This is a genomic window from Actinomadura coerulea, from assembly GCF_014208105.1.
Taxonomy (GTDB): domain Bacteria; phylum Actinomycetota; class Actinomycetes; order Streptosporangiales; family Streptosporangiaceae; genus Spirillospora; species Spirillospora coerulea.
Map to the genome: position 1 here is coordinate 3,009,248 of NZ_JACHMQ010000001.1, position 13,719 is coordinate 3,022,966.

The window sequence follows — 13,719 nt, forward strand, 5'->3', positions numbered from 1 at the left end:
CCTCAAGTTCAAGAACTCTCGGTTAAGAAAGGCAGATCATGGATCTCGGCATCAGCGGAAGGACCGCTCTGGTCACCGGCGCGAGTCGCGGCATCGGCCTCGCGATCGCTCGGAACCTGGCCGCGGAGGGCGTCCGGGTCGTCGGCGCCGCCCGCACCGTCACCCCCGAGCTGGAGAAGGTCGCCGCCGCGGCCGTGTCCGTCGACCTCAGCACCCGCGACGGGGCGACGTCGATCGTCGATGAGGCGCTCGCCGCGGTCGGCGGGATCGACTTCCTCGTCAACAACGTCGGCGCGGGCGACCCTGACGGGCTGACCCTCGGCGGGTTCCTCGACGTCGGCCACGAGCAGTGGCAGAGGATGTTCGATCTCAACCTGTTCAGCGCGGTGTGGACCACCAAGGCGGCGTTGCCGAGCATCCTGGAACGCAAGGGCGCGATCGTGAACATCTCCTCGATCAACGCCCGTACGCCCAGCGGCTCGCCGGTCGGCTACGCGGAGGCCAAGGCGGCGCTGACCCTGTTCGGAAAGCGGCTCAGCGAGGAACTGGCGCCGCGCGGCGTCCGCGTGAACACCGTCTCCCCTGGCGTCGTCGCCAGCCCGCTCTGGACCGACCCGGACGGTTTCGGCGGCAGGGTGGCCGCCGCGTACGGGATCGGGCACGACGACCTGCTCGCGGGCCTGCCCGGCCAGTTCGGCATCGCCTCGGGGCGCCTCACCGAACCCGAGGAGGTCGCGGACCTGGTCGCCTTCCTGCTGTCCGGCCGTGCCGCCAGCATCCACGGCGCCGACCACGTCATCGACGGCGGCACTCTCAAGACCGCCTGACAGGGCCGCGTGCGGCCGCTCGGCCCCCTGGCGGTGCAGGTGGCCGGGCGGCCGGTCGTGTCGCTCACTTCTCCGCCTTGCCGGCGAGGGCGGTCAGGTCGGAGAGGATCTCGGACGCCATGACGGGGTGCAGCTCGCCGAACGTCAGCGGCGTCCCCCTGCTCGGCCAGAAGTCGGCGGGTTCCACGGCGAGCCACACGTACGAGAGGACCTGGTGGTCGCCGGTGGCGTCGAGCGCGCCGACCGCGAAGCCGGGATCGAGGTCGATGACGACGTACCGCCGGTCGGCGACGCGCCGGTGGATCCACCGCTCGACCCCGGCGTCCAGCGGCGCGCCGCGCTCCCAGCCCAGCTTCACCAGGCCGAGGACGTCGCCGAAGGGCAGTTTGAGGCCCTCGAACCGCTCCAGCCGCCCGCTGCCGCGCTCCTGCTCGGTCAGCGTGTGGACGGGGCGCGTGAGCTGGGGGAACGGCTGCGTGATCTCGTAGTCGGCGAAGACCTCCGACCATGCCTTCACCGTGTCGCCGAGGTCCAGGGGGTGGGCGACGCCGACGCGGGCCGCCTCGGGGAGGGCGAACGCCTCGTCGGCGGCGTCGGCGAAGGTCCGGTCCTCGGCGATGCGGAACGCGGCGGTCGTGCCGCCGTCCTCCGCCAGCCAGACCAGGCGGCGGGCGATGTGCCAGACGAGCGGGTGCCGGACGATGTACTCGCCGAACTCGGCGGGCGTCCAGCGGCGCCGCGTCACCAGCGCCTGCTCCAGCCTGCGGATCTGGTCGGCGGCGACGGTGCGGACGTCCTTCTTGAGCCCGGCGAACGCCTGGTGGGCGGCGGGCGCGAGTTCGGGGTCGTCCTTGGCGCCGGGCTTGGGAAGGGACTTGCGCTGCCTGCCGTCCTCGTCGGCGACGAACGGCTTGAGCTGCTCGTCGAACCGGACGAGGAAGCGGCGCGGGCCGTAGTCGAGGGTCATGCCGCCCTCGGCGTCGAGGCCGAAGTCGGGGACGAGCCGGTCCGCGAGCTGGTCGGTGGTCAGGTCGAGCCGCTTCGCGACCTGCCGGATCCGGTCCCGCGCCTCCGCCTGGAGCCCCTTGAACTTCACCTTCTGGGCGATGCCGTGCAGGTGCATCAGCGCCACGTCGGTGCCGATCTCGGCGAGCACGTCCAGGCCGTGGACGGCGTTCCTGTGCCCGCCCTCCCCCGGCCACGCCCGGATGACCGGGGTGAGTCGCCGGACGGTGTCGTCGTCGCCGGTGCGGCCGAGCTGCCGCAGGGCCCAGGCGTCCTTGGACGGCTTGCCGGCGTCGAGCCACTGCTGGAACAGCGCCCACCCGAATCCGGACAGCGTGCCCGGCGCGCACGCCTCCGCCAGTTCGTCCATCGCGTACGGGGCCGGGAGGGCGAGCAGCTCGACCAGACGGCCGACCGCGTCCCGGGGAAGGGCGCGTTCGCGCCCCCGCAGCAGCACCTGCGGGAGCGGCGTCGGATCCACCCACGCGCCGACGGCGGGAGGCTTGTCGAGGCCCGTCTCGACCGGCGGGGTGGACAGCAGCGTCCGGATCGCCTCGGCGGCCTCATCGCCGTGCGCGTCACGGGCCGCCGCCACCACGCCGTCGAGACCGCGCAGGTCGCTCAGGTACCGCAGGGCGGTCTCGGCGGGCCGCCAGTCCTTGGGCTTGTCGCCGAGGGCGGCCGGGACCAGCAGGGGCACCGCGTCGGCCCCGTGGCGGCCGAACCACTGGCGGGCCGGGTAGAGGAGCGCCCCGCGCTTGACGAGCCCCTCCGCCATGAGCCTCGCCACCCCGCCGTCCAGATACGGCATCAGCGGCTCGCAGCAGGTGTCGGGGAACGCCTTGGCCGTCCGGACGGCCGGGGGCAGGGCGTGGAGTTCGTACCGGGCCGCGAGAGGCCGCATCCACACGTGAGCCCACCGGACGCCGTAGCCCTTCCAGCGGGGCATGAGAGGACGGATCAGCTCTGGCGGCCCGTAGACCATCAGCTGCACGTTGCCCGAGTCGTGGCCCGCGGACGTGTAGGCCTCGACCAGCGCCTCCCAGTCGGGGTCGTCGGGCTTCTCGGTCTTCGGGTCCCACTGGAGCCACTCCTCCCGCTCGCCCTCCTGCCACACGAGCCGTGCCTCCGGGACGGTGAGGCCCTTGAGGACGGGGCGCCGGGGGTTCAGCCACGGCGGCTCGGCGAGCACGGCGGGCAGCTCGTCGGGCGCCGCCTCAGGGACGCGGGCGGACGCGGCGGCGACGCGCCGGACGGCGGCGGCGTCCTCCGGCAGGCCGGGAAGGGCCGCGGCGGCCAGGTCGGGGTGGGCCTCGATGTGGGAGGCGAGCAGGTCGTCCGCGCCCGCGCGCGCCAGCAGCCGCAGCGCCCGCACCGGGAACCTGCGCGCGGCCTCCCCGAGGGCGGCCCGGACGTGCTTGCGGTCGAGCCGGTCGAGCAGGGCCTGGAACGCCTCGTCCGTCGGCAGGATCGCGATCGTCTCGAAGATGCGCTTGCGGTCCTCGGACTCCAGGGAGAGCCTTTCCACCTCGGTGAGGAGGAAAGGCAGGACGCCGGGTCCGATGCCGTCGGCCATGCTCGCCAGCAGGGCACGGGTCGCCTGGCCCCAGTGCAGGCCGCCCGCCGGGTACGGCGCCGCGAGCTGCTCCGCCTTGCCCAGCGCCGGCATCACCACCCACAGCAGGTCGTCGCGGCGCATCTGCGGGCCCGGGGCCGCGCAGCACTCGTCGACCCAGTCCTCCCGCGTCGGGACGAGGTACGACACCAGCCAGCTCGCGCACCGGCCGGACCTGTGCGCCGCGAGGCGCCGGGCCGCGTCGGCGTAGTCGGCGTCGGAGGCGACGGCCAGCAGCCCGCGGACGCGCTTCGCCTCCTGTTCCGGGATCCGGAGCGCGTACTCGTCCGTGATGCGCTGTGCGCCGACGGAGGTGCCGAGCCAGGTGCCGCCGCCCTTCCGGACGGCCTTCGTCCGGCTCAGCTCGACCAGCGCGCACGCCGCGAACCCGAGCCCGTGCTCGCCGACCCACGCGTCGACGTACGCCCGGTACACCTTCTCCGAGTCGTAGCCGCCCACGCCCATCGCGGTGACGGCCGCGACCACCGCCGCGCCCGCCGGATCGGGCCGCCCGTCCAGGTGCCGCCGCGCCGCCTCGGCCAGCTCGGGCTCGCCGGCGCCGCCCCTCAGCAGCGCCTCGACCACCCCGCGGCTCCGCTCCACGAAGCCCTGGACGGCGCGCGCCGCCGCCGCCGGTCCGGCCACCTTGATCCTGGGACCGGGGGCGCCGCCGCGCCGCGCGTGCAGCGAACGCCGCCAGGCGTCCGGGATCACCAGGTCGTCCTCACCGGGGAGCTGATCTTCCATGGCGCCCAACCGTAGAGGAGCGCGCCGACATATCCGGAGGATCCGATGGATCACCGGCGGCGGGACGGGTCTGGTCCGCCGGCTGCGGCGCGGCGGGTGGGGCGCGCGGCCGTCCGAACTCGCAGGTGGGACGATGGGAGGCCGGACGCGAGGAAGGGACGTTCATGGAGATCGGGGACGGGACGCTGGCCGTGGGCGCCGGGAGGCCGGAGGCGGAGAACCACGCGCCGGGGCTGCCCGGGCCGGTGTTCGCGGCGCACTACCACCTGGCCGGGGAGGCGAGCGGGCCCTACACCTACGGGCGCGAGTCGAACCCGACGTGGACGCTGCTGGAGCGGGCGATCGGCGAGCTGGAGGGCGGCGCGGAGGTCGTCTCGTTCTCCTCGGGGATGGCGGCGGTGGCCGGCGTGCTGCTGGCGCAGGTCAGGTCCGGCGACGTCGTGGTCCTGCCGGACGACTGCTACCACACGACCCGGGCGTTGAAGGAGCGCCTGGAGTCGTACGGGGCGGTGGTCCGGATGGGGCCGACCGCGGGCGACGCCCAGATCGGGCTGCTGGAGGGCGCGCGGCTGGTCTGGCTCGAAACGCCGTCCAACCCGAACCTGGACGTGTGCGACATCCGGCGGGTCTCCGAGGCGGCGCACCGGGCGGGCGCGCTCGTGGCGGTGGACAACACCCTCGCCACCCCGCTCGGGCAGCGGCCGCTCGACCTCGGGGCCGACTTCTCCGTCGCCAGCGACACCAAGGCGCTGACCGGGCACGGCGACCTGCTGCTCGGGCACGTCGCGACCCGTGACCCGGCGCTGGCGGAGTCCGTCCGGGTCTGGCGCAGGACCGTCGGCGCGATCCCCGGGCCGATGGAGGCGTGGCTGGCGCACCGGTCGCTCGCCACGCTCCAGCTGAGGCTGGACCGGCAGGCCGCCAACGCGCTGGCCGTCGCCGAGGCGCTGCGGGAGCGTCCGGAGGTGTCCGGGCTCAGGTATCCGGGGCTGCCGGACGACCCGTCCCACGAGGTCGCGGCCCGGCAGATGCGCCGGTTCGGCTCCGTCGTGTCGTTCGCCCTGAGGGACGAGGCGTCCGCCGAGAGGTTCCTCGGCTCGCTGCGGCTCGTCATGCAGGCCACCAGTTTCGGCAGCGTGCACAGCTCCGCCGAACGGCGCGCCCGGTGGGGCGGCGACGCCGTGGCGCCCGGCTTCGTGCGCTTCTCGGCCGGCGTCGAGGACACCGCCGACCTGGTGGCCGACGTCCTCCAAGCCCTGACGGAGGGCGTCCGTTGACTTGCGGCGTGTTGCCCTTATGCGAGCGGCGGTGTCAAGCGGTTGTTGCAACGAGGTATTCGTTGAGTGCTTGGGCTGGGGTTTTCCAGTTCAGGGTTTGGCGGGGTCGTCCGTTGAGCTGGCGGGCGACTTCGTCGAGGTCGTGCTGGGTGTAGTTGCGGAAGTCGGTGGAGGAGCGGGGGAAGTACTGGCGCAGCAGCCCGTTGGTGTTCTCGTTGGAGCCGCGCTGCCAGGGCGCGTGCGGGTCGCAGAAGTAGACCCGGCACCCGGTGGCCAGGGTGAAGTCGGCGTGCTGGGCCATCTCCGATCCCTGGTCCCAGGTCAAGGTCGCGGCCAGCTCGGCCGGCAACCGCCGCATCAAAGTGGTCAGCACGCCGGTGACCTGCTCGGACACGCGTGAGTGCGGCAACGCGCCGAGCATCACGAACCGGGTGGTGCGCTCGACCAGGGTGATGATGGCGCTGGATCCGCGGGCCCCGATCACCAGGTCGCCCTCCCAGTGCCCCGGCACCGCCCGGTCGGCCGCCTGGGCGGGCCGGGCCGAGATGTGCAGGCCCTGGATCCAGGGCCGGCGGCTGCGCGCCGCGCTCTCGGCGCGGGCCAGACGCGAGGGCGGACGGCGGGCGGCGCGGCCGCTGCGCAGCACCGACCCCTCCCCCGGCCGCAACTGCAGCTGCCGGGCCAGCTCGGCCCGCATCCGGCCCCGGGCCTGGTAGTAGATCGCCTGATAAATCGTCTCGTGCGACACTCGCATCTCCGGCTGGTCAGGATAGGCGGCGCGCAGGTGCGCCGCGATCTGCTGCGGCGACCACCGCCGCACCAGCAGATCACGCACCACCGGCCACAACCGGCCCTGGCACCAGGCCCGGCCCTTGTTCCCGCTGTTGCCGATCAACTTGCCCGGCCGGTGCCGACGCGCCCGCTCATCGGCCTTGCGCTGCGCGGCCACATGCGAGTACGTCCACCGGTACAGCCCGCCCAGCCCGCCCGGACACGCGGTGGTCGCCCGGCCCGGATACCGCGCCCCGCCCCCACCGGCGTCCGACCGCCGATAGGAGTGGTTACGGCGCACCTCCCGCCACACAGTTGACCGGTCCCGGCCGATCGCCTCCGCGATCTGCGGAAACGACCGGCCCGCACCGAACAACACCTCGATCTGCGCGCGCTCAGCAGCTGTCAGACGTCTTCCCGGCACAACAAGATCCTTCCAGGGATCTCGTTGCAACAGACACTAGAGACCGCCAGCGCCGATAAGGGCAACACGCCGCAAGTCAACGTGGGGGCGCGGTGGTCAGGTCCGTTAGGTCTGCCAGTAGTTCCGAGACTCGGACCGGGTCGGCGCTTTTTAGGGCGTCCTCTAGCGCGTCTGTCGGGGCGCCGGGCGCCGGGGCGATCCAGACCCGCTCGATCGTCTGGACGGGGTTCAGGTCGACGTAGCCCACCGCGATGCCGGGGCTCAGGTCGACCACGACGGAGAGCCCGGGCGCGAGCGTCCAGGAGATCCAGTGCTCGATGCCGTTGTCCTGCGGGGAGCCGCGCCTCCACCCCGTGCGGGTGAGGCCGAGGACCCTGCCGGTGGGGACGGCCGCGCCCTCGAAGCGTTCGAGCCTGCCGCTCTTCCCCTCGCCGTCGGCGAGGGCGTGGACGGGGCGTCCGAGCTGCGGGAACGGCTGCAGGATCTCGTAGTCGGCGAACACCTCCGACCAGGCGGCCAGGGAGTCGCCCAGCAGCACCGGATGGGCGATCCGGACGTCCGCCGACGGGGCGGGCTCGACGGTCTCGTCGTGGAGGTCGGCGAACGTCCGGTCCTCGGCGAGCCGGAACGCCCGGTCGCCGCTCAGCCAGACCAGCCGCCGGGCGAGGTGCCGCATCAGCGGGTGCGCGACGAGGAACGCGCCGAACTCGGCCGGCGTCCACGCGCGGCCCGTGACCATGGCCGACTCCAGCCGGGCCACCTCGGCGGAGGCGACCGCCCGGAGGTCCTTCCTCAGCTCCGCGAACCGCCGGTGGGCGGCCGGTGCGAGCTCGGGGTCGTCCTTGGCGCCGGGTTTGGGCAGCGCCTTCCGCCGGGCGCCGTCCTCGTCCGCCACGTACGGCTTGAGCTGCTCGTCGAACCCGACGACGAAGCGGCGCGGGCCGTAGTCGAGCGTGAGGGTCCCGTCGGCGTCCAGCCCGAAGTCCGGGACGAGCCGGTCGGCGAGCTGCCCGGCCGTCAGGCCGCGCCGCTCCGCGATCTGCGCCAGCTTGCGCTGCGCCTCGCCCCGCAGCCCCTTGTACCGGGACTTCTGCGCGATGCCGTTGAGGTGCGTCAGGGCGAGGTCGGTGCCGATGCCGACCAGCGCCTCCAGCCCCTGGACGGCGCTGCTGTACCCGCCGCTGCGTCCCGGCCACTCCCTGACCAGCGGGGCGAGCATGCGGACGACCACGTCGTCGCCGAAGCGTCCGAGGGCCGACAGCACGAAGCCGCTGCCCTTGGGCATGCCCGCCGCCTGCCACGCCACGAACTGCGCCCAGACGAACGCGGTCAGCGACTCCGGATCGCAGACCTCGGCGGCCCCGTCCACGACGCCGGTCACGTCGAGCCGGGCGCCCGGGCTCACCGTCAGGGCGAGCAGCAGGTTGCGGGCCGCCTCGCCCGGCAGTTCCCCGCCGTCCCGCAGGACCGGGCGGGGAAGGGCGTCGGCGTCGAGCCACCTGGGCAGGGACGGCGCCCTCACCGGCGGTTCGACGGGCGCGGTGCCGGGCGGCGCGGCGGCGAGGAGCCGCGCGACCGCCTCGGCCGCCTCGTCCCCGTGGACGCGGGCGGCCTCCGCGACGTCGCCCTCGATGGTTCGCAGGGCCTTGACCGCGCCCCGGCGCGGCCCGACGCGCTTGCCCAGCGCGTCCGGCACCAGGTACGGGACGGCGGCGAGTCCGTGCCGTGCGAACCACGCGCGGGACAGCTTCTGCGCCGACTTGAGCCGGTACAGCCAGTCGGCGGCCATCCGGGCCACGTCGGCGGACAGGAACGGCAGCACGACCGGGCCCGTCCCGTACGGGTTCTGCTTGGCCAGCCGGACCGCGACGTCCCAGGCCTCGGTCTCGAAGCGCGCCACGATCGGCTTGAGGGAGTGGTCGAAGTCCCAGGTCACGTGCGGCTTCCACCCGGCCAGCAGCGGCCGTGCGAGATGCTCGGGCGCCTGGGCGAGGAAGCCCGCCCGCGTGGGCTCGTAGCCCATCCGCCCGTCGCGGAACTCCTCGGCGGCCTCCTCCCACGCGCCGTCCTTCCAGGACCCGTAGCTAGGGACCGCGGCCCAGCTCTCGCGCTCGCCGGGCTCCCAGACGACCGCGCGGTCGTCCGGCGCCGTCAGGCCGGGGACGAGGACCGGCTCGTCGCCCGACGGCGCGGGGGCCGGCCTGCGCGCCCACGGCGGGTCCAGCAGCGCCTTCGGCAGATCCATGGGTCCTCTTCCTCAGGTGAGCGTCGCCAGGTCGGCGAGGATCTCGGACAGGGTGACCGGGTCGAGGTCGGAGAAGGAGCCCGTGGCGCCGCCGCCGAGCCACCTCTGCTCGGGACGGTCCGCCAGGCCGACCGCGTCCAGCTTCTGGTCGGGCAGGGCGTCCACGGCGCCGACGGCGATGCCGGGATCGAGGTCGATGACGATGTAGCGGCCCCCGGGGAGCCGCCGGGAGATCCAGGGCTCCACGCCCGCGTCCTGCGGCACGCCCCGGTCCCAGCCGCGGGAGGTCAGGCCGAGCACCTTGCCGACCGGGACGGTCAGGCCCTCGAAGCGTTCGAGCCTGCCGCGCTCCCCCTCCCCGCTCGCGAGGGCGTGGACGGGGCGTCCGAGCTGCGGGAACGGCTGCAGGATCTCGTAGTCGGCGAACACCTCCGACCAGGCGGCGAGCGAGCCGCCGAGGTCGACGGGATGCGCGACCCGGACCCGCGCCGTGTCGGCGATCTCGACGGTCTCGTCGTCGGCGTCGGCGAACGTGCCGTCCTCGGCGACACGGAACGCGGTCGTCCTCGCGCCCTCCTCCCCGCCGTCGGACGCGAGCCACACCAGGCGCCGGACGAGGTGCCGGACGAGGGGGTGCCCGGCCAGCAGCTCCCGGAACTCCCGCACGGGCCAGCGGCGCTGCGCGACCATCGCCGCCTCCAGGCGGCGGAGCTGGTCGGCGGCGACACTCCGCACGTCCTTCTTCAGCGTCGAGAACGCCTTGTAGGCGGCCGGTGCGAGCTCGGGGTCGTCCTTGGCGCCGGGTTTGGGCAGCGCCTTGCGGCGGGCGCCGCCCTCGTCCGCCACGTACGGCTTGAGCTGCTCGTCGAACCCGACGACGAAGCGGCGGGGGCCGTAGTCGAGCGTGAGGGTGCCGTCGGCGTCCAGCCCGAAGTCCGGGACGAGCCGGTCGGCGAGCTGCCCGGCGGTCAGCTCCAGCCCGGCGGCGACCTCCTCGATCTTCTCCTGCGCCCTGGCCCTGAGCGCCTTGAACTTCACCCGCTGCGCGATGCCGTGCAGGTGCATGAGCGCCACGTCGGTGCCGATGCCGGCGAGGACGTCCAGGCCGGCGACGGCCTTGGAGTGCCCGCCGTCGCCGGGCCACGCCCGGATCACCGGGGTCAGGCGGCGGACGGTCTCGTCGTCGCCGGTCACGCCGAGCTGCGCCAGCGCCCACCCGTCCTTGGACGGCGCGCCCTGCGTCTCCCACTGCCGGAACAGCCGCCAGCCGAACTCGGCGAGGGACTCCCCGTCGCACAGGTCGCGGACCACGTCCACTCCCGCGTAGGCCTCGCCGGGGCGGGACATCGCGAGCATCGTCAGGACGTGCCGTGCGGCGGAGTCCGGCAGCGCCCGCCCGCGGCCGCGCAGCAGGATCTGCGGGAGCAGCCGAACGTCGGCCCAGTCGCCGACGTACGGCGGCTTCGCGGGCAGGACCTCCAGCGGGTCGCCCGTGACCAGCGCCTCGATCGCGTCCGCCGCCCGGTCTCCGTGGACGCGGGCCGCCGCGACGACGGCCTCGGCGCCGTGCCGGTCGGCGAGCAGCCTCAGCGCGGCCTCGGCGGCGCGGCGCTGGGCGCCGGCCTTGCCGAGCGCGGGCGGCACCAGGGCCGGGACGGCGGCCGTGCCGTGCCGCCGGAACCAGGCCTGCGCGGTCCTGCCCGCCTGCTTGAGCCGGACGAGCCAGTCGGCCATGAGCCGCGCGACCTCGTCGCTCAGGAACGGCAGCAGGACGGCGCCCGCGCCCGCGGGGTCGCGCCGCGCCGCGAAGACGGCCGGGTCGAGCGCGTCGAGCTCGAACCGGGCGACGACGACCCGCATCCACTCGACCACGTACCAGGGGTCGGGCGGCTCCCAGCCCGCCAGGAGCGGGCGGACGAGGTCCTCGGGCGCCTCGATGAAGAGCACGGGCTGCTGGTGGGAGGGCAGCGCGCCGTTCCTGAACTTCTCGATCTGGACGGGCCATTCCAGCCGCTTCACCCATCGCCACAGGTGGTGGAGGTCCACCGTCCAGGCGTCCCGCTCGCCGGGCTCCCAGGCGATCAGGCGCGTCCCGGGCGACGCCAGGTCCTTGATGACGACGGGCTTGGCCTTCGTCCGGGGCCGGGTCCACGGCGGGTCCACCAGCAGCGGCGGCAGGGCGCCGGCGGACGCCTCCGGTGCCCGGACGATGGTCTCGCGGAGCGCGCCGACCGCCGCGCGGGACTCCTCCGGAAGCTCCGGCAGCATCTCCTCCACCAGCTCGGGATGGGTGAGCAGGTGCGCGCGCAGCACCTCCTCCACCTCCGGCGCCCCCGCGGCCGAGGCGAGCAGGCGCAGCGCCCGCCGCGGCTGCGCCCGCGCGGCGGCGATCACCGCGGGCTGGACGTACTTGTGGCCGATCCGGTCCAGGAGCGCCTGGAACGCCTCGTCCACGGGCAGCAGGGCGAGCACGTCCAGCAGCTTCCGGTACGTGTCGGTGCCGGTGTACTGGCCTTCCAGCGCCCCGGCCACCAGCGGCACCGCGCCGGACGGGCCGACGCCGTCCACGAGGGTCGCGACGACGCTCGTGCTCCGGTCGTAGTAGCCGAGCGGCAGGGCGGCCGGGTCGACCTGCGCCGGGTCGCCGAGCGAGCAGAAGAGCATCCAGCGGTGCTGCGAGTGGGGCGGCAGGCCGATGACCGCCGGGTCGGCGCGGACCTCGTCCAACCAGTCCCGCCGGGTCGGCACCAGGTAGGAGACGACCATCCGCTGCAGCGGCGTCCGGCGCCGTACCGCCAGCTCCTCGACGGCCCTGGCGTGGACGTCGTCGTCGGCGGCGGCGAGCAGGGCGCGCAGGTGCCTCGCCGCGCTCTCCTCCGCCCACCAGCCGCCCTGGTAGTCGGACGGGAGGGCCCGCCGCGCACCGGTCCAGGTCGCCTTGCTCCCCGCCTGCACGTAGTCGGACGTGACGTCGCACAGCTCGGCGTAGGCGGCCGCCGCGAACGGCAGGCCGTGCTCGGCGGCCCAGGCGTCCAGGAACGGGGCCTTCCCGCCGACGTCGCCCAGACCGCGTTTGGACACCGCGACGGTCGCGACCACCGCGGCGCCCAGCGCGTCGGCCTCGCCCTTCAGGCAGGCGCGGCCGTGCTCGGCCAGTTCGGGCGTCGTGCCGGGCAGCGCGAGGACGTCCTCGACGCCGGCTCTGGCGGCCTCCACCAGCGCCCGCGCCCTTCCCGCCGCCGCGGCGTCGATCCGCGCCCGCGGCCACGGCCACGGCCGGTCCCGGCGCGGATGGGCGATCCGCCGCCACGCGTCCGGCATCTCCCAGGTGCTCTCGTCGGCCGCCACCGGCCCCGCAGTCGCCATGAGGCCACACCGTAAGGGAGATCACCGACAAAGGGGATCAGGAGCCGGAGCGCATGTCCCGCTCGACGGCGTCGGCGGCCTTGCGGGCGGCGACCAGGACGGGGTCCCAGACGGGGGCGAACGGCGGCGCGTAGCCGAGGTCGAGGCCCGTCATCTCCTCGACCGTCATCCCGTTCCACAGCGCGATCGCCAGGCCGTCGACGCGCTTGGCGGCGTTCTCCTCGCCGACGATCTGCGCGCCGAGCAGCCGGCCCGAGCGGCGCTCGGCGATCAGTTTGGTCGTCATCGCGGCGGCGCCGGGGATGTAGCCGGCCCGGGTGGTGGACTCGACGGCCGCGCTCAGCGTCTCGAACCCGGCCGCGGCCGCCTCGGCCTCGTTCAGCCCGGTCCGCGCGACCTCCACCCGGCAGATCTTGGAGACGGCCGTGCCGACCACGCCGGGGAAGGTGGCGTAGCCGCCGCCGAGGTTGATCCCGGCGACGCGGCCCTGCTTGTTGGCGTGCGTGCCGAGCGCGATGGCGACCGGCGCGCCCGACACCAGGTGCCGGGTCTCGACGCAGTCGCCCGCCGCCCACACCCGTTCGGTGCGGGTGCGCATCCGCCGGTCGGTGACGATCCCGCCGGTCGGGCCGGTCTCGATCCCGGCGCGCTCGGCGAGTCCGGCGGCCGGCCGCACGCCGAGGCCGAGGACGACCAGGTCCGCGGGCAGCGTGTGGTTCCGAGTGCGGACGGCGGTGACGCGCCCCTCCGGGGAGGTGTCGAAGCCCTCGACCGGCTCCCCCAGGTACAGCCGCACGCCGATGCCGCGCATCGCCTCCGCGACGATCGCGCCCATGTCGGGGTCGAGGGTGCGCATCGGCTGGTCGGCGACGTCCACGAGCGAGACCTCCAGGCCGCGCATCACCATCGCCTCGGCCATCTCCAGGCCGATGTAGCCGCCGCCCACCACGACGGCGCGGCGCGGGCTCCGCTCCTCGACGGCACGGCGGATCGCCACGCCGTCGTCGAGGATCTGCACGCCGTGGACCCCCTCGGCGTCCACTCCGGGCAGGTCCGGGCGCACGGGGACGGCACCGGTCGCGATCACGAGCCGGTCGTAGGGCTCCCAGCGCTCGCCGCCGCCGTCGAGGGAGCGGATCCGCACCCGGCCGCCGCCCGTGTCGATCTCCACGGCCTCGGTGCGCAGCCGCAGGTCGATGCCGCGCTCGCGGAACTCGGCGGGCGTGCGGGCGACGAGCGCGTCCGGCCCGTCCACCACGCCGCCGACGAAGTAGGGGATGCCGCACGCCGAGTAGGACGCGTGGCGCCCGCGCTCCACGGCGACGATCTCCAGGTCGTCCGGGCCGCGCAGCCTGCGGGCCTGGGACGCGGCGCTCATCCCCGCGGCGTCGCCCCCGATGACGAGCAGGCGTTCACGTGCGGCCATTCCAGTTCCTCCCGAT

The 13,719-nt window shown here is 74.7% G+C and carries 7 protein-coding genes; 2 read left to right on the plus strand and 5 right to left on the minus strand.

From position 1 onward, the window contains the following. Positions 1-38 precede the first annotated feature (38 nt). The gene (locus tag BKA00_RS13995; RefSeq protein ID WP_185025306.1) at positions 39-827 is read left to right on the plus strand and encodes an SDR family oxidoreductase; all 789 of its coding nucleotides are present in this window, start codon (positions 39-41) and stop codon (positions 825-827) included. A 64-nt stretch (positions 828-891) separates the two neighbouring features. Here BKA00_RS13995 and BKA00_RS14000 read toward each other — a convergent pair whose 3' ends face one another. Further along, positions 892-4,194 carry a DUF4132 domain-containing protein gene (locus BKA00_RS14000; protein WP_185025307.1) on the minus strand — a complete coding sequence of 1,101 codons (3,303 nt, stop codon included), beginning with the start codon at positions 4,192-4,194 and terminating at the stop codon, positions 892-894. A 164-nt stretch (positions 4,195-4,358) separates the two neighbouring features. Between BKA00_RS14000 and BKA00_RS14005 the strand changes: the two genes are divergently transcribed. Beyond that, a complete protein-coding gene (locus tag BKA00_RS14005) occupies positions 4,359-5,471 on the plus strand; it encodes a cystathionine gamma-lyase (protein WP_185025308.1) in 1,113 nt (370 codons plus the stop codon). A 34-nt stretch (positions 5,472-5,505) separates the two neighbouring features. Here BKA00_RS14005 and BKA00_RS14010 read toward each other — a convergent pair whose 3' ends face one another. The 4 genes from BKA00_RS14010 to BKA00_RS14025 all read right to left on the minus strand — a co-directional run bounded on the left by BKA00_RS14010 (position 5,506) and on the right by BKA00_RS14025 (position 13,703). Then, positions 5,506-6,666 carry an IS30 family transposase gene (locus tag BKA00_RS14010; protein WP_221493078.1) on the minus strand — a complete coding sequence of 387 codons (1,161 nt, stop codon included), beginning with the start codon at positions 6,664-6,666 and terminating at the stop codon, positions 5,506-5,508. Positions 6,667-6,742: 76 nt separating this feature from the next. Further along, positions 6,743-8,911: a DUF4132 domain-containing protein gene (locus tag BKA00_RS14015; protein ID WP_185025309.1), complete on the minus strand. Its 2,169-nt coding sequence runs from the start codon at positions 8,909-8,911 to the stop codon at positions 6,743-6,745. Between the two features lie 12 nt (positions 8,912-8,923). Further along, positions 8,924-12,277 carry a DUF4132 domain-containing protein gene (locus BKA00_RS14020; RefSeq protein WP_185025310.1) on the minus strand — a complete coding sequence of 1,118 codons (3,354 nt, stop codon included), beginning with the start codon at positions 12,275-12,277 and terminating at the stop codon, positions 8,924-8,926. Between the two features lie 37 nt (positions 12,278-12,314). After that, the gene (locus tag BKA00_RS14025; protein WP_185025311.1) at positions 12,315-13,703 is read right to left on the minus strand and encodes an FAD-dependent oxidoreductase; all 1,389 of its coding nucleotides are present in this window, start codon (positions 13,701-13,703) and stop codon (positions 12,315-12,317) included. Positions 13,704-13,719: the final 16 nt, after the last annotated feature.